The organism is Mycobacterium sp. 1423905.2, from assembly GCF_001673155.1.
Lineage (GTDB): Bacteria > Actinomycetota > Actinomycetes > Mycobacteriales > Mycobacteriaceae > Mycobacterium.
Genome location: NZ_LZLE01000130.1, coordinates 22,153 through 46,947, shown reverse-complemented (window position 1 = coordinate 46,947; position 24,795 = coordinate 22,153). Strand labels below are relative to the sequence as shown.

Sequence of the window (24,795 nt, the reverse complement as noted above, 5' to 3'; positions counted from 1 at the left end):
TCAGTTATCCGAAGTCCCTAGGCCGCCTAGCCAATCGCGCTGAGAACGAATGAAACTCGCGTCCACGGCTCGCCCGTGGCCCGGGACGTAGATCGCCTCGTTGCCGCCGGTTGCCAACATCCGATCGAGCGTTGCGGGCCAGGCCGCCAGATCGGAGTCCTCGTCGACACACGGGTCGGCGGACTCTTCGACGAGATCACCGGTAAACACCACCGTCGGCTCGTTCGCCAGGCGCCGGCCGGGTAGGACCACAATCAGGTCGGATGTGGTGTGGCCCCGGCCCGGATGGGTCACCCGGGCGGTCCGGCCGCCTAGGTCGACGACGGCGTCCTGCACCCCGCAGCTGGGTGGCTGCAGCGCCGCGACGGCCCGGTCGACTTCGGTCGCGTCCGCGCCGTGGCGCAATGCATCAGCGCGCAACTCGTCTTTGCCCGACACGAGGTAGTCGAGAACCTCTGGCGCGCAATATATTTCCGCGTCGGTGAACTGCGAGGAGCCCAGTACATGGTCGAAATGCTTGTGAGTCAACACAACATGGGTCACTGCACGGCCAGCTAGCTGCCGAACATCGGCGTCGATCGCGGCGGCTTCGGTGAGTGCGCTGCCGGTGTCGATCAACAGCACCCCAGTGCTTCCCCAGACCAGACCGACCGTGACATCACAGAACGCCAGCCGACAACGATGAACGCCGTCGGCTAGCTGCTCCCACCGGTATCGCACAAGCCAGAACGTAACCGCTCTGGTAGAAGCGGTCAGTACGATTCGGCCATGGCGCATAGATCCTGGCGGTGGGTCGGCATGGCGGTCGGAGTCCTCCTCATCATTCTGGCAACGACCTGGTCTGTTCTGCATTGGCGCGTGACCGGTGGTCAGGTCGCCGCACCACCGACTGTCAGCCCGTCGGTTGCGCCGAAAGGAACGCAGATCATCACGGTGGTGGCAGTGGATGGAACGGGCAAACCGGCCAACGGCTACCAGGAACTCTCGTCGGCCCCGGCCAACGTCGCCGACGTCTTCGGATGTGTTGAGTCGCCGGCGGCGGTAGCCGCCGACATCTATGCGTGCGCACCCAGCGCGGCGGCCGCCGACGTGTGTTGGCCGTCGACGCCGGGATCACTGTTGTGTGTCAACGACCCATGGGCGAGGGGTTTGCATCGGGTGACCACCGCCCCTCTCGGGCGGGCGCAGCCGCCGTCGACACCCTCGCCCTTCGCGCTCTTGCTGGACGATGGCACGCAATGTCGGCTCCGCAACGGGGGCGCCTGGGGCGGCCGCGACGACGGCCTCGTCGGCGCCTATGGTTGCCCCGACGACAACCCGGCCGTTCTGGTCCCAGTCAGGTCGGATGGCAAGGCGTCGGCAATTGATCGATCACGGGCGTTGTGGACCGTGCAGATCGGATCGCTTGGTTCCGGCGAGCCGCACCTGCCCCCACCGGAGACGCGTTCGGTCGTGACGGCGTGGTTTGCCGGCAAGTAACACAACCACTTTGGTGTGCACCGCGGTGAAGGAGAAGGTATGCGCGCAGTCGTGATCACCAAGCACGGTGACCCGTCGGTCCTGCAGGTGCAGCAGCGCCCTGAGCCGCCGCCACCCGGTCGCGGGCAGTTGCGCATCGCCGTTCGCGCTGCCGGAGTGAACTTCGCTGACCACCTGGCGCGGGTGGGGCTCTACCCAGACGCACCAAAGCTGCCCGCCGTAGTGGGTTATGAAGTCGCGGGGACGGTCGAATCCGTCGGGGACAATGTCGACGGGGATTACGTCGGTCAAAGAGTGCTTGCCGGAACGAGATTCGGCGGTTACGCCGAAAAAGTCAACGTCGCCGCGGCCGATGCGGTAGCCCTTCCCGACGCGATGAGTTTCGAGCAAGGCGCAGCAGTTCCGGTCAACTACGCGACGGCATGGGCTGCGCTGCACGGTTACGGGTCGCTGCGCGCCGGCGAGCGGGTGCTGATCCACGCGGCGGCCGGTGGGGTCGGGATCGCTGCGATTCAATTCGCGAAGGCCGCCGGCGCCCAAGTGCACGGCACGGCGTCGCCGGCAAAGCATGCCAAGTTAGCCGAACTCGGTGTGGACCGGGCGATCGATTACCGCCGAGACGGCTGGTGGAAGGGCCTGGACCCATACGACGTCGTTCTCGACGCGCTGGGCGGGACGTCGCTGCGCCGCTCCTATCAGCTGCTGCGCCCGGGCGGCAGGCTGGTCGGCTACGGCATCTCGAATATGCAGCAGGGCGAGAAGCGCTCCTTGCGCACGGCCACTCCCCATGCCCTGGCGATGCTGCGAGGGTTCAGCTTGCTCGACCAACTTCAGGAGTCGAAGACCGTAATCGGCCTCAACATGCTGCGACTCTGGGACGACCGCGGCACGCTGAAGCCGTGGATCACGCCGCTATCCGAAGCACTCAACGACGGCACGGTCTCTCCCCTGGTCCATGCGGCCGTGCCGTTTGCCGAGGCACCGAAGGCGCATCGGATCTTGGCGGCGCGGGAGAACATCGGCAAAGTCGTGCTGGTGCCGTAGCGGACCGATGGTTTCAGCTCCGGCGGCCCGGGTTATGTTTCCGGCATGGCTGTCACCGAGTCCCGCGAAGTCGTCATCGAAGCAACCCCCGACGAGATCATGGACGTCTTGTTCGACTTGGAAGCGCTGCCCGAGTGGTCTTCGGCGCATCAGAAAATCGAGATACTGGAACGCGACGACCAGGGTCGTCCGACCAAGTCCCGCCAAGTCGTCAAGATCGTGGGCGTCAGTGACGAGCAGGTGCTGGACTACACGGTCCATGACGACGGGGTCAGCTGGACACTGGTAAGCGCCAAACAGCAACGCGCACAAGATGGTCGCTACACGCTGACCCCGGAAGGCGACGCCACCCGGGTGCGCTTCGAGCTCACCGTCGATCCGACCGTGCCGGTTCCGGGGTTCCTGATCAAGAGAGGCTCCAAGGGGCTGATGGACACTGCCACGGAGGGTCTGCGCAAGCGGGTTTTGAAGGTGAAGAAAGGCGCCAGTTAGCGCGGCAATTCGCCTCACTCACACCGGCCCCAGACGGATCGGCGCCTATGGTGGTGCCTTAAGACTCGCTCGCATACGCATTCACGCTGCTTACCGCCGCCTCGACGAAGCGGCGCAACACGGCGTTGTGCGCACGCGGCAAGAAGGCAAGCACTACAGCACTTTTGGGCGCCCCACGCAAAGGAATAAATCGAACTCCCGGATGGATGTTGCGCCGGACTGCGACGTCGGGAATGACGCCGATGCCGCGGCCGGCGGCGACGGACTCGATCCACTCGTCGAAATTCGTTGTCTCGACCACGGTTTGCGGCCCGCCCTCGGTAGGCCAGGACCACGGTCCTGTGGTGCCGCTGGTGGTGTTGACCACCAGCGGCCAGTTGGGCACCTCAGACCAGTGCAGTTCGCGCTCGCCGGCCAGCGGCGAGTGCACGGAACACACCGCTACCCGCGACTCGTCGAAGAGGTGGACGATGCGCACCGCTGTGGAGGTGATCTGCCCGCGTACCACCGCGGCATCGACCTTGCCCTGCTGCACCGCACCCAACGCATCGTCAGTGCGGACCAGAACGACCCGGATACCGGTGGATTGTTCGAATCGGGCGACGGTGTCCTGTGCCCACGGGTCGGGCAACAGCCAGCTGAAGCCAAGGCGGATGCTCGCCTGGTTACGCACCGCGTCGAAGCCGCGTTGCAACTCAGCGAGAACCCGTTCCACATGGTCGAGAAACGTGCGCCCGGCGGCAGTGGTCTCCACGCGCCGCGAACTGCGCTCCAGCAAGCTGACCGACAACGCGTCTTCCAGTTGCTGAATGGTTCGGGTCAGCGCGGGCTGAGTGATGTTGAGCTCGGCGGCCGCCAGGGTGAATGACCGATTTCGCGCCACCGTCTCGAACACTCGAAGGTGCCGCAGCTCGATTCGGCCACTGTGACTACCGTCCATGCCTGACAAGCATAGATGCATGACAACGGGCATTTCACACCCGTCCAAGACGGACCTAACGTCGGTGGTGCAGACATCGAACGAAAGACCTGGAGGTGGCACAATGCCGCTGTTGTATGTCGATTTGATCGAGGGCCGAACGCCGGCGGAGGTGGGCGTGTTGCTGGACGCGGTTCACGACGCCGTGGTGGAAGCCTTCGGAGTGCCCGACCGGGACCGTTACCAGGTAGTGCGCACCCACCCAGCACACGAGGTCGTCGCCTTGGATACCGGCTTGGGCATCCAACGTTCCGCGCGGCTGGTCATCGTGCACGTGGTGAGCAGGCGCCGCCGCAAGGAGCTCAAGGAGCGGTTCTACAAACTCGTGGCCGCCAATCTGGCCGAGCGGTGCGGCCTCGACCCAGCCGATCTCATCATTTCGGTCACCGAAAACGGTGACGAGGATTGGTCTTTCGGACATGGCCGAGCGCAATTCCTGACCGGAGAACTCAAGTGAGTCCGTCTGTGTCCCTGTCGACCCGTCTCACGGAATATCTCAGGATCGAACAACCGATCTTGCTGGCACCGATGGCCGAAGTCGCGGGCGGTCGGCTAGCCGCCGCGGTAACCGCAGCGGGCGGGCTGGGCCTCATCGGCGGGGGGTACGGCAACCGCGACTGGGTCACCGCTCAGATCGGTGAAACCGGCGGCGCGCGCGTCGGATACGGCTTCATCACTTGGAGTCTCGCCGAGCATCCCGACTTGCTCGAGCTCGCCCTGGAGCAGCAACCGGCCACCGTCATGCTGTCGTTCGGTGACCTGCGCCCGTTCGCCGACCGCATCCACGCGGCCGGTATTCCGCTCACGGCACAGGTGCAAACGCTCGGTCAAGCCCGTGAGGCGGTGGCCGCCGGCGCGAAAATTGTTGTCGCGCAAGGGACCGAGGCGGGCGGGCATGGGATGAGTGTGCGCTCCACCTTCACGCTGGTACCAGATGTCGTTGACCTTGTCGCCGAGCGCTTCCCGGAAACGCTGGTGGTCGCCGCCGGTGGCATCGCCGATGGCCGTGGCCTCGCGGCGGCACTGGCGCTGGGGGCCGACGGCGCCCTGGTTGGCACCCGATTCTGGGCCAGCGCCGAGGCGCTGGTGTCGCCGCGCGCTCAGCAGCGGGCCCTCCTGGCCAGCGGCGACGACACAATTCGCACAACGGTGTACGACGTGGTCCGGCAACGCACTTGGTCGGCGCCCTACAACGCCCGACTTGTGCGCAACGCACTGATCGACACCTGGCATGACAACGAGGCGCAACTGTTGGACCAGTTGCCGGCGACCCTCGCCGCTTACCAAAAGGCGGTTGCGGCTGAGGATTTCGATGTGGTGACGATGCTGGTTGGCGAGGCGATAGGCCGAGTGCGCGATGTTCGCCCGACAGCCGACATCATCAGTCAGATGGTCCGCGACGCCGCGAAGATCTTGAATCGCTGACCTCAGGCGGTGCCGGTGATCAGTGCGGCGATCCGCTCGCGATTCACCTTCCCGGTGGCGCTATAGGGTATTTCGTCGACGATCGCCAGCCGCTCAGGCAGCTTGAAATACGCGATCACCGCACGACAATGCTCGCGCAACTCCGCAAGTGTCACCGGGCTGCGTGCCACCACCGCGGCGCCCACTCGCTGACCCATCTCCTCGTCGGCGATTCCGGCAACGGCGACGTCGCGGACCGCAGGATGTGAACCCAGCGCCTCCTCGACCTCGATGGGCCCGAACTTCTCCCCACCGCGATTGATGGTGTCTCGCATCCGCCCGACCGGATAGATGTAGCCGTCCGCATCCTGGCGGGCAAGATCCCCGGTGTGCACCCAACCGGCAACGGCGTTTTGACTGGTGTTGACCCACAGTTCGCCGACCGCGCCGGCCGCGACGTCGACGCCCGTCTCGGGGTCAACCACCCGCACTTGCACTCCTGGAAGAGGCCTTCCGACAGAACCCGCTCGTAGTGGGTCGCGGTGTTCATCAGGCAGCAGCGTCGTGTAAGCGCCCAGCGTCTCGGTCTGCCCAAACACGTTGGCGAATGCGACATTCGGCAGCGCGGCCATTGCACGATGCACCAGGGCCATGGGTGCGGCCGCGGCTCCGTACGCGATCGCCGCCAGCGATGTCAGGTCGGTAGTGGCGAAGTCAGGGTGATCGAGGATGCGTTGCAACATCGTCGGCACCAGGAACATGCCGGTCACTCGATGGTGCGACACCAGGCGTAACCACTGCCCAGCGTCGAACCGCTGCTGTATCACCACGGTATTGCCGGAGTACAGACTGCCGAGCAGGCCGATGGCCCCGCCGATGTGGAAGAACGGGACGCACATCATTCCGATGGTCGGGGGTGTCTCAGGATGAAAGGGCAGCGACATCCGGCCAATCCGCATGGTGAGCTGTCGACTGGCGATGTCCACCGCTTTAGGGAGGCCGGTCGTGCCGCTGGTGAACAGCAACAGGGCCGTTCTCGCGTCATCGTCCGGGGCCGCAGGGACTTCTGGCGCTTCGCCGTTGTCCAGCAGGTCCGCTTCGGCCAGTACGGTTGGTGCGCCCGACGCGGCCACCCGGTCGAGGTAGGCGTCACCGGCTACGGCGACCCCGCAACAACGGGCATTGGCTCGCAGCCCGCGCAGTTCCGGCGCGGTAAGCGCCGGATTCAACAGCGCCGCTGCGGCTCCGATGCGGGCCGCCCCCAACACCGTCGCGATCGACAGCAAACTGCCCGCGTCGATCACCGCGACGCGATCACCTTCGCCGACGCCTTTGTTGGCCAACTCGGCGGCGCACCGATGAACCGCCTCGCTGAGTTCGCCGTAACTGATCTCGCGGCCGTCGATGATGAGCGCGGTCCGAGCGGGGTCGCCGGAGGCCGCGGCGTCGATAAGCGTGCCGATGTTCATAGGTCTAGTACAGCGGTGACCACGCCGAGGTGCGCAACAGGCGGCTGGTCCACTGATCGCGCAGGTCCAACGCGTCGTACATCCACGTGCCGGGAGTGCGATGTTCGGGGGCCATGTGAGTGCGCAGCAAGTCGAGCAGCGCTTCGGGCCGGTTGATGCGCTGCATCAACGACACCTCGCGGCGCTGGTAACTGCCCAGCGCGGGCTGAAACGCCGCCTCGATCTTCAGCATTGACGACGAGCGCTCCATGCTGCGGGCGTACACCTCCCCGCAGCGCCCGATGTATTCGTCGAACTTGTCCTGATACGGCCACATGGTGTCTTCCATGTACAAGCTCAACTCGTGCTCTCGTCCGTCCACGGGGATGTCTGCAAAAGCCACGTCTTGAATCGGCGACCAGGGCAGCGGCATCAGTAGCTTGGCGTGGACTTCGTGGCGCAGTTCGTCGACGCCGCGCATCCACTCGTGCAGGTCGCCTTTTTGCACCCGCAACGCCAAACGCTCCCAAGCCGCCCCATCCTTGATGGCGGTGACGGTCAGCACGGTGTAGGAGGGACCGCTGCCCTGGGCGTGGTGTGCGTACCACAGCAAGCGAGCGTCGTTGCCGCCGGCCAGCAGCGGCATCCAGCCTTTGCGGAACGCCGCTTCGAACTCTTCTTCAGCGCGCCCGCGCACTTTGTGTACCTCGTGCAGGAACAGCACGCCGAGAACCTCCCTTGGGGACGCTTTTTTCTGAACGCCCACGTTCACTGAACGTTATCTCGGCCGTTCTTGGTGTCGGCGCCAGGGTGTACACGTGCGCAATTGGCAGCCTGGACAACGGACTCGGGCGTCTGGTTCTCTCGTCTAGGTAACCCGGGGTAGCAGGCAGCGGGTTGACGAATGGGAACAGACAAGTGGACATCGATTCGGTCGACGAACTCCTCAGCACCACGCGGTCGGTACGCAAACGACTCGACCTCACTCGGCCGGTAAGTCGGGAGGTGATCCTCGAATGTATCCGGCTGGCTATGCAGGCGCCCACCGCGTCCAATGCACAAGACTGGCGATGGCTGATCATCACCGACGCCGACAAACGCGCGGCTATCGGTGACATCTACCGCGGCATCGGCGCGCAATATCTTGCCCACGCCGCCGACACCGCTTCGGACCCGCAGACCAAACGCGTCTACCAAAGCGCTATGGAGTTCAGTCAGCGCCTGGCTCAGGTGCCCGTGCACGTCATTCCCTGCCTGAATCGCCGCATTGACGAGAGCAATCTTGTGGTGTCTGCCTCGGCGTGGGCCTCGATCATCCCGGCCGGCTGGAGCTTTCTGCTTGCGTTACGGTCACGCGGGCTGGGTTCGGTATGGACGACGATGCATCTGGCCAAGGAGCGCGAGGTCGGCGAGTTGCTCGGCATCCCCCCGACGGTCACCCAAGCCGCGCTGTTTCCGGTGGCGTACACACTCGGCACAGACTTCCGGCCGGCCACGCGCCCGCCGGCGGAGACGATCACCTACTGGGATAGCTGGGGAGAACGCTGATGCAGTCCTATACCGTGCGCTTCCACGTCGACGCGCCCCCGAAGAAGGTGTGGCAAGTCCTGCACCCACCGGCGCCGCCCAATTCGCCACGGCCGCGTGTCCTCAAGTGGCCGACGGGCAGCATGGAAATCCTGAACGAGGGCGACGAAGCCGGCGAAGGCCTGGTTCGCACCTGCGTCTTCCCGGTGCCCAAGTACCTGCTCTCCGGCGGAATCGGGCGTTCGTGGGAAACCGTCACCGAAGCTCGGCTCAACCAGTTGTCGCGGTATGTGGCGATCGGCAAACCGTTGTGGTCGCGCGCCGAGGGATATCACCGGCTCGACGAGCAGCCCGACGGCAGCACCGTTTTGACGTTCCACGAGACATATCACGCCTACAACCCGGTGCTGCGATTCTTATTGGAACGTCCAGTCCACGCGAAGATCTCCCGGGACAATCTCGAAACGTACGAACATGCCCTCGGTTATGCCGGTCAAGTACGTCGGCTGACCTGACCGGAATTCCTCAGACGAATGCCGCCAGCAAGGCCAGTACCGCAACAACTGCGGCTATCACGGCGATCATCACACACAGCGATCCGGCGGCGGCGATCCGCTCGTGGCGCGCCGACTTCTCACTCATCAAGACCGCAAGGCTGCTGGGCATCCGGCGAAACACAGTCGGCCAGGCGACTCGGTCAGCGGCCCGCTTGACCCCGGTCGGATCCTCGGAGGTCCGGCGATGCGGCGCGACGCCGGTGCCGTTGGTGAAGAGCACCAAGCCCAAAGCGAACGACACCACGCTTACCACCAGCAGCGTTATGGCCAGCCACAGCATTATGTCTCCTTACGAGCCGCCGTCTACACGGCGTATTACCCATCCTGTGTCGCCGCGAAAACGGCGCAGTGCCCTAGCTGTCCTTCTGAACCCATATGAACCCGTATGAAAAGGGAAGCTGAGCTAGGTAAGCTACGGATTATGCGCATAACCGAAGTGGCTTCGATTGCGGGCCGGGGCGCTGCCGCGGCCATGATCGCGGCTGGTTGTGTGGCGGGGACTGCGGGTGTGGCGAGTGCGGATCCGACGCCGGCGCCCACTCCCTCTCCGGCGCCGAAGACACTGATCGATCACGACGGCACGTTCGCGGTGGGCACCGACATCGCGCCGGGTACCTACAGCACCGCGGGTCCCGTCGCCAACGGCACCTGCTACTGGAAGCGGCTGGGCAATCCGGACGGCGCGCTCATCGACAACTCGCTCAGCAAGAAACCCCAGACCGTGCAGATCGAGGCCACCGACAAGGCGTTCAAGACCGACGGCTGTCAGCCGTGGCAGATCACCGACGCCCCGGCGCCCGCAGAGCTGCCCGGACCGGCCGCGGGTGGCCAATTGCAGGCGAACCTCGGCGCCTTGAACGGACTGCTCGGCCCGACCGGCCAGCACGTGCCCTGAGTGGCCTTGGCGAGGTGCGCCGCGTCGGTCAGTTGCTGACGATCAGCCGGTCGGGGCCAGCGCGGTCTCGACAGAGGTATACATCGGCAGCAGCCGGCGCAGTCCGCACGCGGCGATGGTCCGCGCCACGATCGGCTGACTGGTAACCAGGCGCAAACTCACGCCGCGTCGGCCGCACTTCACCGACTCCTGCGCCAGAACGGCGTACGCGCACGAGCCCAGGAACTCGGCGTCGCGGATGTCGACGACGAAGGGGCCGGGCGCGATGGCGACGGACGCGTTCCGGGTCACCAGACGCCGCCACACGGCCTCATTGCTGGCGTCGACGTCACCACCGACATGCACGACGACTGCAGAACCGGTGGTCTCGGTGACCGATCGCAGACCGCTGTGCGGGTCGCTGGGCTGCGAACCGGGCCGCCTGCTCGGTGGACTCGAAGTTGTTCCGACCGCGGCAGTTTTCATGTTCTGCATGTCCCGTCGTCGAGGAGTTCGGTGATCGCCGATGAGCCCGTGTTACTAAGCATATGTCTAACAGTCCCTGACAACCTAGGATGTCCAAACGACAATTCTCATCTGTGGACAACGACTTTCTGGTGTCAATGACGGCCTCGTCAAAGGCCCTACGGCAACACATTGTGACCTAACCGGCGACCGTAATTGGGCGAAATGGACGACAACGGACAAATCTCGTGAGCATTGATTACACCAAGAGTGCGCACATTGTCACGATCACCATCAATCGGCCCCAAGCGCGCAACTCGCTTGACATGGAGCACTTTCGCGATCTGGCGCGCGCGTGGGCCGCATTCCGCGACGACGACGATGCGTGGGTCGCGGTCGTCACCGGCGTCGGGCAGGATTTCTGCACCGGTGCGGATCTCAAGAAGTTCATTCCCGAGTTGACCGGTGAGCTGCCGCAGCCTGAAGGCTGGGACAAAGAGGATGCGATACACGCCGTGTTGCACCGGTTCCCGGTGTACAAGCCGATTGTGGCGGCGGTCAACGGGTTTTGTGTCGCGGGTGGTTTCGAGATGCTCGGGTGCACCGACATCCGAGTGGCAGTGCCCGAGGCGCGCTTTGCGGTGATGGAACCCAAGCGCGGTCTATTCGCCGGTGGTGGCAGCACCGTGCGGCTGCCGCGGCAGCTGCCGTATGCGCTCGCGATGGAGTTGCTGTTGACCGCCGACATGGTGGACGCGCAGCGGGCGCTGGCAATGGGACTGATCAACCAGGTGGTTCCCGCGCACCAATTGTTGGATACCGCCTACGACTACGCCGAGCGCATCGCGGCCAACGCACCGCTGGCGGTCTTCGCCACCAAGCAATCAGCCGTCGAGGGCCTTGCGCTGGACCTCGAGGATGCCTATGTCAACGAGACCCGGCACAGCGACCGAATTTTCACCACCGAGGACGCCAAAGAGGGACCCCGTGCGTTCGCCGAGAAGCGGCCGCCCCGCTGGCAGGGGCGCTAGCTTCCGTCGACGAGTGCGCCGCTGGAGTCAATTCAGAGCGTAGAAGCGCTGAGCATTCAGCCCGCCGATCTTCTCGCGCGCTGTCTCGGTGATGTCTTGCCGATTACGCAGATGCTTGGTGCTCTCCGGCCACTCGCCGTCCCAGTGTGGGTAGTCGCTGGCGAACATGATGAATTCGTCACCGAGCACGTCGATCACTCCGGGCAAGATGGGTTCTTCGGGTTCGCACGTCACCCAGATATTGCCCGCCTGTAGATACTCATGCGGATCGCGACGCCAGCCTCGCTCGATCCAGTCGCCGCGCTTCTCGTAGTGCTCGTGCAGGCGATCGATGAAGAACGGGACCCAACCCGCGCCCGCTTCGAGGAAGGCCACCCGCAGTTGCGGATGGCGCTCGAAGACGCCGCCGGATACCAGAGCGGTCATCGCCGTCATCTGATCGAAGGGAAAACTGATGCAGTGCACCTGGATGTAGTTGGTGAAGCGATCGACTCCGATCTTGGGCAGGTGGATGCCTGGCGCGCCGTGAATGCCAAGCGGCATCTGCAGTTCCACAGCGGCCGCGTAGAACGGGTCGAGGTCGGGGTGGTCGAGGTTGCGGGTCTTAAGGGCCGGCGGCACCAGCGTCGCAACCAGGCCGAGACCCTTGGCTTCGCGCATGACGTCGATCGCCACCTCGCCGTGTTCGATCGGGGTCACCCCGACCCCACGCAACCTGCCGTTGGTCGGAGCGCAGTAATCGGCAATCCACTGGTTGTAGAGACGTGCGAATCCGGCCGCGAAGTCGGGGTCCTCGAGGGTGGGGACGCATAGACCCAAACTGGGATACAGCACCATGGTGTCGATGTGGTCGCGGTCAGCGTCGCCCAGCACGCCTTCGGGGGTCGAACAGTGAATGTCCGGGGCCTTGGTGATGCCGTGCTCGGGCGGACAACCCGCGCCAGGTCCGCGGTCTTCGGGATAGTTACGGCCCTCGATCATCAGCCGTAGCCGTCTATCCGTACTGGGCTTGACATGGTCGGGCCAACGCTGGAGTGCTTCGATCGCCAGGGTCGGATTCTCGGCGACGTGCCCATCGGCATCGATGATTCGCATGCATTCGCAACTTACTCCCGCCGGCGGCCCCCCGGGTCGCCTTGCGCCATCGGGTACTGCACGATGTCGACGTGACAACACAGCGGTTGACCAGTGATCAACGCAATTCGTTCGTCGCGGCCTTCCTGGGCTGGACGATGGACGCATTCGACTATTTCCTCGTGGTGCTGGTCTACGCGGACATCGCCAGGACCTTCCACCACAGCAAGACCGAAGTCGCTTTCGTCACCACCGCCACCCTGGCCATGCGTCCAGTGGGCGCTCTCCTGTTCGGACTGTGGGCCGACCGGGTCGGTCGGCGGGTCCCGCTGATGGTCGACGTGGCCTTTTATTCGGTGGTCGGTTTTCTGTGCGCCTTCGCGCCGAACTTCACGGTGCTGGTGATTCTGCGGCTGCTCTACGGCATCGGCATGGGCGGGGAATGGGGGCTGGGCGCGGCGCTGGCAATGGAAAAAGTGCCCGCACAGCGCCGCGGCTTCTTCTCCGGTCTGCTGCAGGAGGGGTACGCCTTCGGTTACCTGCTGGCGACGGTGGCGTCGCTGGTGGTGATGAACTGGCTGAATCTGTCCTGGCGCTGGTTGTTCGGCCTCTCCATCATTCCGGCGTTGATCAGCCTGCTACTCCGTTACCGGGTCGAAGAATCCGAGGTGTGGGAAGCCGCGCAGAACCGGATGGAACTGACCAAAACCAGGATCCGGGACGTGCTGCGCGAAGGGGCGATCGTACGCCGGTTCTTCTACCTGGTGTTGCTCATGACCGCCTTCAACTGGATGAGCCACGGCACCCAGGACGTCTACCCCACGTTCTTGACCGCGACCGCGAATCACGGCGCCGGTTTGTCCAGTGCGACCGCTAAATGGATTGTGTTGGTGTACAACGTCGGAGCCATCGTGGGCGGCTTGTTCTTCGGCACGCTTTCCCAGCGGTTCAGCCGTCGTTACACCGTCGTGTTCTGCGCCCTGCTGGGGTTGCCGATCGTGCCGCTGTTTGCCTATTCGCACAGTGCGGCGATGCTATGTCTGGGCTCGTTCCTGATGCAGGTCTGCGTCCAGGGTGCCTGGGGCGTGATTCCGGCGCATCTCACCGAGCTGTCTCCGGACGCCATCCGAGGTCTCTATCCCGGGGTGACCTACCAGCTCGGAAATCTGCTAGCGGCGTTCAATTTACCGATACAGGAGCGGCTGGCCGAATCTCACGGCTACCCGTTCGCCTTGGCTGCGACCATCGTGCCAGTGTTGTTGATGGTCGCCTTATTGACGTTCGTCGGCCGGGATGCCACCGGAATCCGGTTCGGCACCGACCAAACCGCTTTCCTGCCAACCCAAGCGACGTGACTCAGCGCGGAGCGGTCAGAGTGCGCCGCAGCAAGTGCATCGCCACGGTGGTGGAGCGTTCGCGGATATCGGAGCGATTTCCAGGCAGCCGCAGCGTCCGGGTGACTTTGCGGCCGTCGTCCAACAAGACCGCGAAAGACACTGTGCCCACGGGTTTTTCGGCGGTCCCGCCACCCGGTCCGGCAACCCCGGTGATCGCCACCGCGGTATCGGCGCTGAAGCGTTGCAACGCGCCCACCGCCATCGCGTCGGCCACCGGCTCCGAAACCGCGCCGTGGGCCTCGATCAGCGCCGGGTCGACTCCGAGCAGCTGCGACTTGGCATCGTTGGAGTAGGACACCACACCGCCGAGCACGTATTCGGATGACCCGGGCCGGTCGGTCAATCGTGCCGCCAGCAGTCCCGCGGTACACGATTCGGCGGTCGCGATGCGCCGGCCGGCCAGCAGTCGCGCGACCAGATCGTCCACCCGGGCGCCGTCTTCGGAGAACACCTGCTCGCCATGGCGGTCACGCAGCAGTTGGGTCAATTCCGCGTACACCGCTGCGTCGTCGGGCTCGTATCGGGTGACCATCTCGATTTCTCCCCGCCGCAAGCAGGTGGTGATCTCGAGGGAATCGAAGCCCGGGATGGCGGCCTCCGCGGCGCGCAACGTCTCGGCCAGTCCCGACTCGGGCAGGCCGAACATCCGCACCGTCTCCTGACGGTAGGTCGTCCGGCCGGCGATCGACTGCTGAGCCGCCGGTGTCTGGATCGCCGTTTTCCACATCGGTTGCAGTTCACGCGGCGGACCGGGTAACACCATCACCGCGGGCTTGCCCGGAACCACCACGCCGGGGGCGGTGCCTACCGGGTCGATCACCTCTGCTCCTGCCGGGATCATGGCCTGTTTTCGGTTAGCGGCACGCACCGAGTCGAAGTTTCCCGGGTCGAAGCCCGGATTGCGAGCCATCAAGGACTTGAGGATTTCGGCGATCCGGTTCTCCAGTTCGTCGTCCAGCACCAACTCGCGACCGCAGAACCGTGCCACCACCGGAACGGTCATGTCGTCGGCAGTAGGCCCCAGTCCTCCGCTGGTGATGATCAAATCCACGCCCTGATCGGCCAGGAAGTGCAGCTGAGCCTCGATGTCGGCTGGGCGGTCACCGCAGATGGTGATATGGGCAAGCTCGATGCCCAGTTCGAGTAGCCGATCGGCGAGCCAGGGACCGTTCGCGTCCTGAACACGACCGGTCAAGACTTCGGTTCCGGTGACCACGATCCCCGCGCGTGCGCTCACTGGCATGAGCCTACGCAGGGCAGCTTTCAGGCGTTCGGCGGTGTGGCCAGGTGCTGCTCGACGGACTGCACCTTCTGCGTCATCGCGTCGGTGACCGATGGGCGCCAGTCTGCCTTGATCACCGTGCTCACTCGTGGCGCGCGAGCGGCCACGGCGGCCACGGCGCGCTGCACCACGCCCATGACCTCTTCCCAGGAGTCACCTTCGATGACGGTGAACATGGCATCGGTCTTGTTGGGCAGACCGGACTCTCTGACTACACGCACGGCGTCGGCAACGATCTCACCGACGCCCTCGCCCACACCCAACGGCGTGACAGAGAACGCGACGAGCAAGGACACTCGATAAGCCTATCTACTAGACCTGGCAGCATCGAGCTCCATGCGGGTTCTGGTGCAACGGGTCTCATCGGCGGCGGTGTCGGTCGACGGGCATGTGGTCGGTGCGATCCGGCCGCAGCGGCAAGGTCTGTTGGCATTCGTCGGTGTCACCCATACCGATCAGGCTCAGCAGGCTCAGCGACTGGCGGAGAAGCTCTGGAAGATGCGGATTCTGGCCGATGAGAAATCCGCATCGGATGTCAACGCACCGATATTGGTCGTCAGCCAATTCACCTTGTACGCCGACACCGCGAAAGGCCGGCGGCCGTCCTGGAATGCGGCCGCGCCCGGTGCCATTGCCGAGCCGCTGGTCGCGGTGTTCGCCGACGCACTGCGGGGATTCGGTGCACAAGTCGAAACCGGGGTCTTCGGTGCGCACATGCAAGTCGCATTGGTCAATGACGGGCCGGTGACGGTATTACTGGAGCTCTGAGCCGTGGCGCTGGGGGTAGGTTGGCAGTGATGACCACACCTGAGTTCGGCTCGCTGCGTTCCGACGACGACCAGTGGGACATTGTCAGCAGCGTGGGCTACACCGCGCTGCTGGTGGCGGGATGGCGTGCGCTGCATGCGGTGAGCGAACAACCGCTGGTTCGCGACGAATACGCCAAGCTCTTCATCAACGCCTCAGGTGACCCGTATCTGACCGGACTGTTGGCCAACCCCGCAACGTCGGAGGACGAGGCGACCTTTCCCCGGCTGTACGGCGTGCAGACGCGGTTCTTCGACGACTTCTTCACCGTCGCCGGCCATGCGGGTATCTCTCAGGCGGTCATCGTCGCCGCGGGCCTCGACTCGCGGGCTTATCGGCTGCCATGGCCTTCGCGGACAACGGTTTACGAGGTGGACCTACCCAAGGTGCTGGAATTCAAAGCCCGGGTGCTCGATGAGCACGGCGCAACGCCGAATGCGATCCGGCGTGAGGTCGCAGCGGACTTGCGTACCGACTGGTCGGTGCCATTGAAAGGCGCTGGGTTCGACCCGCGCACACCCAGCGCATGGTCGGTGGAGGGGATATTGCCCTATCTGACCGACGATGCGCAGAGTGCCCTGTTCGATCGGATCAGCGAGTTGTGCGCCCCGGGCAGCCGGCTTGCCATCGGCGCGCTCGGATCGCGGTTGGACCACGAGCAGTTGGCCGCGCTGGAAACCAGCCATCCTGGGGTGGACATGTCGGGCACTGTCGACTTTTCGGCGCTGACCTATGACACCAAAACCGATCCCGCAGAATGGCTGGCCGCACACGGGTGGAACGTGCTGCCCGTCCGCTCCAATCCGGAGTTACAGGCGGGCTACGGCATGACTCCGGCCGAAGTCGACGTCAAGATCGACAGTTTCATGCGCTCGCAATACATCACGGCGACACGGACTGCCCAGCGTTGACCCGCCGGCGGTAATACCGGCGGCCATGTAGCCGTTGAAAGTGCCACGCGGCGGCGGGGATTGCTCCGCGCGGGTGCAGCCAGAATCCATTTGGAAGCTCCCGGGTGGGTGACTGCCGGCCGACTTCGATGTCGGCGACCACGACACCCTCGCCCGCGTCGGCTTCCCGCCGGCCGACGATGGTGCCGTCGGCGGCGACGATCATCGTGCCGCCTTCGAACCGGCCGTGGTAGTTCAGCGGTAAGCCGGGCATGCGGCAGCGCAAGGGGCCCACGTGCGCGGCGTGCAGCACCGGAGCACCCACGTAGGTTGCAAAGGATGCGGCGGCTCGCCACGCGGTTGAGGCATTGCGCGCCTCCAACCGGCGGAAACCGGCGCGCGGTCGCCAGCTGGGAATCGACCACCAACCCGAACCGGTCATTGCCAGATCGATGCGGCCACGGAGCCGACGCACCGTTTGGGTGCGCATCAATTCCCAGCACACGGCGGCGCCGACGGTGAGGCCGGCCACGTCGATCAGGCCGTCGTCGTGCCCGCCGACGTAGAACGCGTTCTCCCACATGGTCGGGAGGTCTTTGTCGTGGCGGCCGGCGATGCCGTCTGCTGTGACGACCAGGTAGGCATTTCGCACATTCGCATCCGGGTCCCGCACCAGTAAGGATCCGCCGATGACCACCCCGTGCCGCCGGGCCAGGCTTCTCAGCAGCTCAGTCGCTTTGCCATCGGGAGGCAGGGCGGCCTCGGCAAGTTCCGGCCAGAAGCCGATGCCGGTGGTGAAGAACTCGGGCAACGCGATGGTTTCGGCACCCGCGCCAACCGCCTGTTCGACGAGCCGTTCGACAGCGGCCAGGTTGGCGTCCACATCGGCGGGCACGGCCTTGAGCTGAATTGCGGCGCAACGCATACGACCATGCTGGCACGGTTACGGAGTGAGCAGTATCTTCACGTCCGTACCGGTCCTCGACTCGGCGAGGGCGTAGCCTTTCGCGGCTTCGGCCAACGGCAGTGTCGTGGTGAAAATCCCGTCGACGTTCAGGCGGCCCGACCTGAGCAGCGGGATCAGCTCCGGCCAGGTGCGCTGTACCGGAGCAGTGGTCATCCGCAGCGTGATGCTGCGAATCAGACACGATAGCGCCGGAAGAGGGAAAGGTTGCAGATTGTGCACGCCCACCACCGAAACGGTGCCGCCGGGCCGCACGGCGTTGAGCGCGTCGGTCAAGGACGCATCCGTCGCCACGGCATCGATCACCGCGTCGACACCGCGCCCGCCGGTAGCGGCCAGGATGGCCTCGGCCGCCGGGGATGTGATCGGCGTGGCGCCCCAGTCGGCCGCCCGCTGTCGGCGTCCGTCCACCAGGTCGATCGCGAACACCTCTGCGGCACCGTGCAGGTAGGCGCTTCGCAGCGCGCATAGACCGACGGCTCCCAGTCCGATCACCGCCACAGTGCCGCCGAAGGGTATGTCGGCCCGGTGGGCCGCCGCCCACCCAGTGGCGAGGTTGTCGGTGAGGAGCAGCGCCTGCTCGGTGGTGATGCCGTCCGGGATCTTGAGCAACTGAAAGTCGGCGGCCGGCACGGCGAGCAGATCGGCTTGAGCGCCGCCGAGAGCGCCGGACCCGAAGATGCGCAAGCCCGAGAAGCACATGACCGGATCGCGCGTGGCGCATCCCGGGCAGGCGCCGCACCCGGCGACCGACGACACCAGGACCGAGTCGCCGACCTCGACGCTGCGCACTTGAGGTCCGGCCGCGACGACGGTGCCGATGGCTTCGTGACCGAGCGCGACCGCCTCGCTGAATGGATAGTCACCTTCATAGAAGTGCAGATCAGAACCGCAGATGGCCGCGGCGGTGATGGCGACGACGGCTCCGTCGGGGCCAGGCAGTGCCGGGTCTGGGTGGTGCTCGACCCGGATACTGCGCGGCGCGTCGATGACTACGGTGCGCATGGTGCAGGGCTCACTTCCTCTGTCGCAGAACGTATTTGTCCCAATCGGGTTCGCGCACCGCAGACCAGTATTCGTCGAGGCGCCACGGGCTGACGGTGTGGATCTCGCCGTCGGCGTTCTTGAAGTAGGAGTGCTTGACGGCCGGATGTGACCACACCATCTTCTTGATCTCGGCCTGTGTCCGCTGATGCCACTCGGCTGCTGCTTCTCGCGTCGGTTCCATCGACAGCAGGTCTTCTTCCGCCAGCCGCTTGAGGCATTGGTCGATGTAGCGCATCTGCAACTCAGACTGAAAGATCAGGCTGCCTCCGTGCGCAAGATGAGTGCCGGGCCCGTAGAGAAGGAACAGATTGGGAAAGTCCGGAACGGTGATTCCCAAGTAGGCGTACGGTCTACTCCCCCACTCGGCGCGCAGGTCAATCCCGTTGCGACCCCGGATGTTCAATGGCCACAACACGTCGGTATGCCGGAAGCCGGTTGCATAGACGATGACATCGACGTCGTGGTGCACGCCGTCGGCGGTGACGATGCCGCGCGGAGTGATCCGTTCGATCGCCGTCCGCACCAGCTCGACATTGTCGCGTTGCAGGGTTTGCAGCCAGCTGCCGTTGTCCTGCAGAGTGCGTTTGCCGGTGGCGGGGTAGTCCGGCATCACCTTGGCCAGCAGCTCATCGCCTTCACCGATCTGGCTGGTGATCCACTGGCTGAACATCATTCGGGCAGCGGCATTGATGTCACTGACGGCGTAGTCCTGGTCGGCATACTGCGGATCGCCGCGCGCGGCATCGAGGCCTTTGTCGGCGCCGGGCCACAACACCAGGAACCGGTACCACCGCGCATAGAACGGCAGGTGCCGCATCGCCCAGCGCATGCCGGGACCGACTTCGTCGTGGTACATCGGATTCGGGAACATCCATTGCGCGGTGCGCTGAAACACCGTGAGAGTTTCGACTTTTCCGGCGATCGCCGGTGCGATCTGGAAACCGCTGGCACCGGCGCCGACGAGAGCAACACGCTTACCGCTCAGGTCGACGGAATGATCCCACCGCGCGGAATGAAACGACGGGCCCTCGAAGGAGGCTGCGCCTTCGAAATCGGGGAGAGAGGGGCGGTTGAGCTGCCCGACGGCGGTGATGACGGCTCGCGCCGCCACCGTCTCGGTACGGCCGTCGTTGTGGCGCAGTGACACCATCCAGACGCCGTCGTCGTCGTTCCATTCAGCGGCAACGACTTCGGTGTTCCACCGCACGTGTTCGCGCAGCCCGTGCTTGTCCAGAACCCGGGTGAAGTAGTCGCGCAGCTCCCACTGCTCGGCGAAGAAATGGGTCCAGTCGTGGTTGGGTTCGAAGCTGTAGCAGTAAAAGTGGTTGGCGACGTCGACGCGGGCGCCTGGATAGGTGTTCTCCCACCACGTGCCGCCGGGCCCGGCGTTCTTCTCCACGATGGTGAACGGAATGTTGGCCTGTTGTAGGCGAATTCCGGCGAGTATGCCGGACTCGCCGCAGCCGATCACCACGACGGGCAGTTGGGAGGCGGGTTGCGCCGGCAGCGGTGATGGTCGGCGAGGATCCACCCCGGCCAGGTCCATCTCTTCTTCGACCAGCGGCAGATAAGGGTCCGGAACCTGCTCGCAGGCCGCCCAGTCGATCATCTCCTTGATCAGCTCAGCGCTCAACGGCTCCGTTTCCGGGCAGCCTCGGTCACGATAGTCGGCGATGATGGGTACCGCGGTGGCCCGTGCACGCGCCTTGTCCTCCTCAGACATGAAACCCTGAATCTCATTGAGAAAGACGCCCATCTGCTTGAAGTCGCGGATGTATCGCGGGTCTCCGGTGATGTGCACGAGCGACAACAACAGGGTCGGAATGCTGACATCGGCAAGTGCGGCAGCGATCTCTGGTGTGGAGGTGGTGAACGGCAGGCCGGCGTAAACGCTGCGCATGCACTCCCCTTCGACGAAAGCTAATTACGCTACTGCTGGTGTCGTAATTGCCGCGGCTAACGCTACCCCGACCGCTGAGGCGGATCAAGAGGGTTGGGCGTCTCGTCAGCGTGACGCCGTCGTGGGACTATCTGCTGATGAACGACGACGACCCCGAGCAGCGCATCGCCGAACTGGAGCGTCAGCTGGCGAACGAACGCCGTATTGCAGAGCTGGAACGCGAGCTGGCCGAGGCTAAAGCGGCGGCGGGTCAGCACCGGGTCCAAAGCGTCGACGGCTCGCGAGCGCACACGCCGGTTGACGACGAACGCGCGCGGCAGTTCGCCGATGAGTTATTGGAGGGCATGCGCACCGGTGCGTCGCCGGGGCTCGAGGGGCCTCGCGCGGAGGAAGTGACTCGACTTCGAGACGCTTTGCGGAGAGCCGCTGCCGATGCCGGCATGTCACAAGAACAGCTCGACGGTGCTCTGCAGCATGCCAATGTGACCGTGCGGCATGGGTCTTCGCTCGTGTATCACTCGCCGGACCCGCAGGACTTCGGACAATTCCGTACTGCCCGCTTCCGGCCAACGTTGCACCGGTTGGGAGGAATGGTCGGCGCGTTCATCGGGGTACTTGGTATGTGCGTCGGTGGCGCGGCCGCATTGACGGCGGTGTTCCCGTCCAGTGCGCTGTGGATGAGTCCGATCGTCTGCAGTAGCCCGCATGAGTTGGCTTACAACACTTCGCAGTACAGCTATAAGCCGGGACAATCGGGCACGAGTGTGGCATTTCAATGTGTGAGCGATGCCGGGTCCTATGACGTCAACAGCTTCCTGGTCGACGGCATTCAATCGTTACTCTTTGCCGTGTTGGTCGGCATCGGTGTGGTGGTTTACCGGGCGATCCGAGGCCGTCCGCGAATGTCTTTGTAGGAGAGCGATTTCCGGCGGCTATTGTGACTTGTGCGAGACGTCGGCCACCAACCCGCCGTCCATCACGAACTCTGCTGCCGTCGCATAGGAAGACTCGTCGCTGGCCAGGAACAACACGAACATCGACACTTCCTGTGGCTCCCCCGGCCGTCCCAGCGGAATGTTGAGCAAGTCTTGGGGGAGTTTCTCGGTCATCGGCGTGCGGATAAACCCGGGATGGATGGAATTGACCCGAATGTTGTTGGGCGCCAATTCCAAAGCCGCGGACTTGGTCAGCCCGCGTACTGCCCACTTCGAGGTGACATACCCATGCACCCACGCGGCGCCGCGCAGGCCCTCGATCGACGAGATGTTGATGATCGACCCACCTCCGGCGGCGATCATCGGGTCGACGACGGCTTGCAGCCCCAACAGCGTGCCGGTGACGTTCACATCCAGGATCTGCCGCCACTTGCCTAGGTCGAAGGTCTTGAGCGGACCATAGTTGACTATCCCGGCGTTGTTGACCAGGACGTTGAGCTTCCCGAATTCCTGCACCGCCGTGGCCGCAGCGGCGGCCCACTGTTCGGGTTGGGTGACATCGAGATGCACGTAACGGGCCGCCGCGCCCAGTTCGGCGGCCAGTGCCTGCCCCTCGTCGTCGAGGATGTCGCCGATGACGACCTTCGCGCCTTCTGCGACAAGCAGTCGCGCATGAGAGGCTCCCATGCCGCGGGCGGCGCCACTGATCAATGCGACTTTGGTGTCCACGCGTCCCATGACGCGCCACGCTACCTCAGCGTTTCTGCGGTCGAACGTGTCCTGCTAGCTCAACCGCGACCGCGACGATGATGGGCCGTAGTCGCGAGGCTGACGACCTGGCTGGCCACATCGGCAACGGTCGTACTAAACTAGAACACGTTTCAGTTCGGCGAGCGCCCCAGGAGCAGGCATGCACACCGCCCTATGCGACCAACTCGGTATCGAGTTTCCGATCTTCGCTTTCACCCACTGCCGCGATGTCGTCGTGGCCGTCAGCAAAGCCGGCGGCTTCGGGGTACTCGGCGCCGTCGGTTTCACCCCCGAACAGTTGGAGATCGAACTCAACTGGATCGACGAAAACATCGGTGACCACCCCTACGGGGTAGACATCGTCATCCCCAACAAATACGAGGGCATGGATTCGCACTTGTCTGCCGAGGAGTTGGCCAACACGCTGCGCTCGATGGTGCCCCAAGAACATCTCGACTTCGCCAAGAAAATCCTGGCCGATCACGGAGTTCCGGTCGAGGACAGCGACGGGGACAGCCTGCAACTGCTGGGATGGACCGAGGCGACGGCGACACCGCAGGTGGAAGTGGCGCTACAGCACCCCAAGGTCACGATGATTGCCAACGCGCTGGGAACCCCTCCGGCCGAGATGATCAAGCACATCCACGAGTCAGGCCGCAAGGTCGCGGCGCTGTGCGGCTCACCCTCGCAGGCCCGTAAGCACGCCGACGCCGGGGTGGACATCATCATTGCCCAGGGCGGCGAGGCCGGCGGGCACTGCGGCGAAGTGGGCTCGATCGTCTTGTGGCCGCAGGTGGTCAAGGAGGTCGCTCCCGTTCCCGTGCTGGCGGCCGGCGGAATCGGAAGTGGCCAGCAGATCGCTGCCGCGTTGGCGTTGGGTGCTCAAGGCGCCTGGACTGGTTCGCAGTGGCTGATGGTGGAGGAAGCCTCCAACACTCCGGTGCAGCAGGCCGCATACGCCAAGGCGAGCAGCCGTGACACCGTGCGCAGCCGGTCGTTCACCGGCAAGCCGGCCCGGATGCTGCGCAATGACTGGACGGAAGCCTGGGAGCAGCCCGACAACCCGAAGCCGCTCGGTATGCCGCTGCAATACATGGTCTCGGGCATGGCGGTGCGGGCCACGAACCGGTACCCGAACGAGTCGGTCGATGTGGCGTTCAACCCCGTCGGCCAGGTGGTCGGTCAATTCCAGAAGGTGGAGAAGACGTCAACCGTCATCGAGCGGTGGGTGCAGGAATACCTCGAGGCGACCACGCGGCTCGACGAGTTGAACGCGGCCGCGACCGTCTGAGCGACGCCCGGCTAATCCAGGTCGTCGTTGCTGCCGGTGAAGACTTCCTTCACCCGGTCGACGGCATGGGTGCCGATCTCGATGCCGCTTTGCACCATGCCGCTCGCGCCGCCGGCGATGTCGCCGCGGATGATGTCACTGGCGTTCTCGACGATGTCAGACGCCTTCTCGACTGCGTTGGTGGCGATGTCCCGGACCGCGTCGACCGCGTCTCTCGGATTGAAGCCCATCGGGATCTCCTAACGTTGGCATTGGGTGGCGAACGGTTGCTATGACTGTAGACGGGCCGGTCCGGTGATCGACTTGCGCAGTCAGTAATCGACCAGCGTGCGCCAGTATGATTCGGGGATCTCGTTGCCGGACCGCAAGATTCGCGCCAATCCGATGGCCATCGCGATGCCCAGCACGCCGAGCCACAAGCCGGCCAGGCCGATGATCCACCAGAGCACGGCGGTGACTGCCGGCCAAGGCGACAACAGGGCAAGCGCGGGCGCGAAGAAGAACCCGGTCCCGATGTACCACGCCGATCCGGCACGGTCAGACGCCAGCACGAAGCGCAACCACCGTGGGATCGGCGATACCGCTGGTGCGGCGGAGCCACTCATCGCTGGTCAGCCGGTCACGGCTCGGGCGGGAAGAAGCCTGCTCCGGTGAACCATCCTTCTTGCCACCCCTGCGCTCCCAAGCACAGCATCGGCAACCCGGCCGGCGACTGCGCCGCAACCTGCGGACCAGGACACGGCGCACCGATCTGTTGAACGCCGCGTAGGGGGTAGGAAACGACCCAGTACCCGGTGGTTGCTGCTGGGAACTGGTTGGGCGGCGGGAAGTGGCAGGCTTCCGCCTGACCGCTGGGGCCGCGTCCGAAGATGAAGCGTTCGTAGTTGTCGCAGGGCGCGCCGAGGGACGCGTCGTAATTCATCCCGGGCACATCGCCCTCGTAATGCCCGTTGTCAGCACCCGCGATCGGTGCGCATCCGATTGCGGCGCCCGCGACGGCAGCAGCGCTGAGCATCTCGCGAATCATGGTGCACCCCTCCATCGACCCCAATTTCCCAAAGCATATCTATTGTGGCCCGCACCACAAGCCCGTTTGCTGAGTGGGGCAGCGGCGATGCTGTCTCAGGTCGCTCGGACGATGCAGCGAAACTCGCCGCT

30 protein-coding genes are annotated in these 24,795 nt (G+C 64.7%); 14 read left to right on the top strand and 16 right to left on the bottom strand.

The window, feature by feature from the left end:
• Positions 1 to 720, bottom strand: coding sequence for an MBL fold metallo-hydrolase (locus A9W95_RS07395; RefSeq protein WP_067410264.1), 720 nt, complete (start codon positions 718 to 720; stop codon positions 1 to 3).
• A 48-nt stretch (positions 721 to 768) separates the two neighbouring features.
• Here A9W95_RS07395 and A9W95_RS07390 point away from each other — a divergent pair, with 48 nt between their 5' ends.
• From A9W95_RS07390 to A9W95_RS07380, 3 genes are read left to right on the top strand one after another with little or no spacing between them, the layout of a single operon-like run.
• Positions 769 to 1,479, top strand: coding sequence for a hypothetical protein (locus tag A9W95_RS07390; protein WP_156746058.1), 711 nt, complete (start codon positions 769 to 771; stop codon positions 1,477 to 1,479).
• A gap of 39 nt (positions 1,480 to 1,518) precedes the next feature.
• Positions 1,519 to 2,523 carry a zinc-binding dehydrogenase gene (locus A9W95_RS07385; protein ID WP_067410260.1) on the top strand — a complete coding sequence of 335 codons (1,005 nt, stop codon included), beginning with the start codon at positions 1,519 to 1,521 and terminating at the stop codon, positions 2,521 to 2,523.
• A gap of 45 nt (positions 2,524 to 2,568) precedes the next feature.
• On the top strand, positions 2,569 to 3,015 hold the full coding sequence (locus A9W95_RS07380) for an SRPBCC family protein (protein WP_067410257.1): 447 nt from the start codon (positions 2,569 to 2,571) through the stop codon (positions 3,013 to 3,015).
• A gap of 58 nt (positions 3,016 to 3,073) precedes the next feature.
• Here A9W95_RS07380 and A9W95_RS07375 read toward each other — a convergent pair whose 3' ends face one another.
• A complete protein-coding gene (locus A9W95_RS07375; RefSeq protein ID WP_067410255.1) occupies positions 3,074 to 3,955 on the bottom strand; it encodes a LysR family transcriptional regulator in 882 nt (293 codons plus the stop codon).
• 103 nt (positions 3,956 to 4,058) lie between these two features.
• On the opposite strand from A9W95_RS07375, the gene A9W95_RS07370 reads away from it, so the two are divergent.
• Entirely contained in the window at positions 4,059 to 4,451 is a 393-nt protein-coding gene (locus A9W95_RS07370) for a tautomerase family protein (protein ID WP_067410252.1), read from the top strand.
• Positions 4,452 to 4,459: 8 nt separating this feature from the next.
• Entirely contained in the window at positions 4,460 to 5,419 is a 960-nt protein-coding gene (locus A9W95_RS07365; RefSeq protein WP_216638139.1) for a nitronate monooxygenase family protein, read from the top strand.
• A gap of 2 nt (positions 5,420 to 5,421) precedes the next feature.
• Here A9W95_RS07365 and A9W95_RS07360 read toward each other — a convergent pair whose 3' ends face one another.
• On the bottom strand, positions 5,422 to 6,867 hold the full coding sequence (locus tag A9W95_RS07360) for a class I adenylate-forming enzyme family protein (protein ID WP_067410248.1): 1,446 nt from the start codon (positions 6,865 to 6,867) through the stop codon (positions 5,422 to 5,424).
• Between the two features lie 4 nt (positions 6,868 to 6,871).
• Positions 6,872 to 7,570 carry a hypothetical protein gene (locus tag A9W95_RS07355; RefSeq protein WP_067410245.1) on the bottom strand — a complete coding sequence of 233 codons (699 nt, stop codon included), beginning with the start codon at positions 7,568 to 7,570 and terminating at the stop codon, positions 6,872 to 6,874.
• Between the two features lie 194 nt (positions 7,571 to 7,764).
• On the opposite strand from A9W95_RS07355, the gene A9W95_RS07350 reads away from it, so the two are divergent.
• Together A9W95_RS07350 and A9W95_RS07345 are read left to right on the top strand one after the other, a co-directional pair.
• Positions 7,765 to 8,394, top strand: coding sequence for a nitroreductase family protein (locus tag A9W95_RS07350; protein WP_067410242.1), 630 nt, complete (start codon positions 7,765 to 7,767; stop codon positions 8,392 to 8,394).
• Positions 8,394 to 8,888, top strand: coding sequence for an SRPBCC family protein (locus A9W95_RS07345; protein WP_067410240.1), 495 nt, complete (start codon positions 8,394 to 8,396; stop codon positions 8,886 to 8,888). The genes A9W95_RS07350 and A9W95_RS07345 overlap by 1 nt, the downstream gene beginning before the upstream one ends.
• Before the next feature lie 10 nt (positions 8,889 to 8,898).
• Here A9W95_RS07345 and A9W95_RS07340 read toward each other — a convergent pair whose 3' ends face one another.
• Positions 8,899 to 9,210, bottom strand: a complete 312-nt coding sequence (locus A9W95_RS07340) for a hypothetical protein (RefSeq protein WP_067410237.1) — start codon at positions 9,208 to 9,210, stop codon at positions 8,899 to 8,901.
• Between the two features lie 141 nt (positions 9,211 to 9,351).
• Here A9W95_RS07340 and A9W95_RS07335 point away from each other — a divergent pair, with 141 nt between their 5' ends.
• A complete protein-coding gene (locus A9W95_RS07335) occupies positions 9,352 to 9,825 on the top strand; it encodes a hypothetical protein (RefSeq protein WP_067410234.1) in 474 nt (157 codons plus the stop codon).
• A gap of 42 nt (positions 9,826 to 9,867) precedes the next feature.
• Here A9W95_RS07335 and A9W95_RS07330 read toward each other — a convergent pair whose 3' ends face one another.
• Positions 9,868 to 10,290 (bottom strand): anti-sigma factor antagonist, encoded by a 423-nt coding sequence (locus A9W95_RS07330; protein WP_067410309.1) that lies wholly within the window; start codon positions 10,288 to 10,290, stop codon positions 9,868 to 9,870.
• Positions 10,291 to 10,517: 227 nt separating this feature from the next.
• Here A9W95_RS07330 and A9W95_RS07325 point away from each other — a divergent pair, with 227 nt between their 5' ends.
• Positions 10,518 to 11,300 carry an enoyl-CoA hydratase/isomerase family protein gene (locus A9W95_RS07325; RefSeq protein ID WP_067410231.1) on the top strand — a complete coding sequence of 261 codons (783 nt, stop codon included), beginning with the start codon at positions 10,518 to 10,520 and terminating at the stop codon, positions 11,298 to 11,300.
• A gap of 27 nt (positions 11,301 to 11,327) precedes the next feature.
• Here A9W95_RS07325 and A9W95_RS07320 read toward each other — a convergent pair whose 3' ends face one another.
• The gene (locus A9W95_RS07320; protein WP_067410228.1) at positions 11,328 to 12,395 is read right to left on the bottom strand and encodes an amidohydrolase family protein; all 1,068 of its coding nucleotides are present in this window, start codon (positions 12,393 to 12,395) and stop codon (positions 11,328 to 11,330) included.
• 71 nt (positions 12,396 to 12,466) lie between these two features.
• Between A9W95_RS07320 and A9W95_RS07315 the strand changes: the two genes are divergently transcribed.
• On the top strand, positions 12,467 to 13,729 hold the full coding sequence (locus A9W95_RS07315; protein ID WP_156746057.1) for a sialate:H+ symport family MFS transporter: 1,263 nt from the start codon (positions 12,467 to 12,469) through the stop codon (positions 13,727 to 13,729).
• 1 nt (position 13,730) lies between these two features.
• Here the strand turns inward: A9W95_RS07315 and A9W95_RS07310 are convergent, their stop codons facing one another.
• Positions 13,731 to 15,014 carry a competence/damage-inducible protein A gene (locus A9W95_RS07310; RefSeq protein WP_067410226.1) on the bottom strand — a complete coding sequence of 428 codons (1,284 nt, stop codon included), beginning with the start codon at positions 15,012 to 15,014 and terminating at the stop codon, positions 13,731 to 13,733.
• A 20-nt stretch (positions 15,015 to 15,034) separates the two neighbouring features.
• Complete coding sequence (locus A9W95_RS07305) at positions 15,035 to 15,349, bottom strand: MTH1187 family thiamine-binding protein (protein ID WP_067410223.1); 315 nt, start codon at positions 15,347 to 15,349, stop codon at positions 15,035 to 15,037.
• Between the two features lie 40 nt (positions 15,350 to 15,389).
• Between A9W95_RS07305 and dtd the strand changes: the two genes are divergently transcribed.
• Positions 15,390 to 15,821 carry a D-aminoacyl-tRNA deacylase gene (gene dtd / locus A9W95_RS07300; RefSeq protein WP_067410220.1) on the top strand — a complete coding sequence of 144 codons (432 nt, stop codon included), beginning with the start codon at positions 15,390 to 15,392 and terminating at the stop codon, positions 15,819 to 15,821.
• 29 nt (positions 15,822 to 15,850) lie between these two features.
• A complete protein-coding gene (locus A9W95_RS07295) occupies positions 15,851 to 16,771 on the top strand; it encodes a class I SAM-dependent methyltransferase (RefSeq protein ID WP_067410217.1) in 921 nt (306 codons plus the stop codon).
• On the opposite strand, the gene A9W95_RS07290 is transcribed toward A9W95_RS07295, so the two are convergent.
• Genes A9W95_RS07290 through A9W95_RS07280 form a run of 3 tightly spaced genes read right to left on the bottom strand, consistent with a single transcriptional unit; the run spans position 16,743 to position 20,661 of the window.
• Positions 16,743 to 17,675, bottom strand: a complete 933-nt coding sequence (locus tag A9W95_RS07290; RefSeq protein ID WP_067410216.1) for a carbon-nitrogen hydrolase family protein — start codon at positions 17,673 to 17,675, stop codon at positions 16,743 to 16,745. The two genes, A9W95_RS07295 and A9W95_RS07290, sit on opposite strands and share 29 nt — an antisense overlap.
• An 18-nt stretch (positions 17,676 to 17,693) precedes the next feature.
• A complete protein-coding gene (locus A9W95_RS07285) occupies positions 17,694 to 18,719 on the bottom strand; it encodes a zinc-binding dehydrogenase (protein ID WP_067410213.1) in 1,026 nt (341 codons plus the stop codon).
• Between the two features lie 10 nt (positions 18,720 to 18,729).
• Positions 18,730 to 20,661, bottom strand: a complete 1,932-nt coding sequence (locus tag A9W95_RS07280) for an NAD(P)/FAD-dependent oxidoreductase (protein WP_067410211.1) — start codon at positions 20,659 to 20,661, stop codon at positions 18,730 to 18,732.
• A gap of 137 nt (positions 20,662 to 20,798) precedes the next feature.
• Between A9W95_RS07280 and A9W95_RS07275 the strand changes: the two genes are divergently transcribed.
• Entirely contained in the window at positions 20,799 to 21,575 is a 777-nt protein-coding gene (locus A9W95_RS07275; protein WP_156746056.1) for a hypothetical protein, read from the top strand.
• 18 nt (positions 21,576 to 21,593) lie between these two features.
• Here A9W95_RS07275 and A9W95_RS07270 read toward each other — a convergent pair whose 3' ends face one another.
• Entirely contained in the window at positions 21,594 to 22,334 is a 741-nt protein-coding gene (locus A9W95_RS07270) for a glucose 1-dehydrogenase (RefSeq protein WP_067410206.1), read from the bottom strand.
• Positions 22,335 to 22,506: 172 nt separating this feature from the next.
• Here A9W95_RS07270 and A9W95_RS07265 point away from each other — a divergent pair, with 172 nt between their 5' ends.
• Positions 22,507 to 23,637, top strand: coding sequence for a nitronate monooxygenase (locus A9W95_RS07265; protein WP_067410203.1), 1,131 nt, complete (start codon positions 22,507 to 22,509; stop codon positions 23,635 to 23,637).
• 11 nt (positions 23,638 to 23,648) lie between these two features.
• Here A9W95_RS07265 and A9W95_RS07260 read toward each other — a convergent pair whose 3' ends face one another.
• The 3 genes from A9W95_RS07260 to A9W95_RS07250 all read right to left on the bottom strand — a co-directional run bounded on the left by A9W95_RS07260 (position 23,649) and on the right by A9W95_RS07250 (position 24,664).
• Positions 23,649 to 23,867 carry a hypothetical protein gene (locus tag A9W95_RS07260; protein WP_067410200.1) on the bottom strand — a complete coding sequence of 73 codons (219 nt, stop codon included), beginning with the start codon at positions 23,865 to 23,867 and terminating at the stop codon, positions 23,649 to 23,651.
• A gap of 81 nt (positions 23,868 to 23,948) precedes the next feature.
• Positions 23,949 to 24,242, bottom strand: coding sequence for a hypothetical protein (locus A9W95_RS07255; RefSeq protein WP_067410198.1), 294 nt, complete (start codon positions 24,240 to 24,242; stop codon positions 23,949 to 23,951).
• Between the two features lie 14 nt (positions 24,243 to 24,256).
• Entirely contained in the window at positions 24,257 to 24,664 is a 408-nt protein-coding gene (locus A9W95_RS07250) for a hypothetical protein (protein WP_067410195.1), read from the bottom strand.
• Positions 24,665 to 24,795 lie beyond the last annotated feature (131 nt).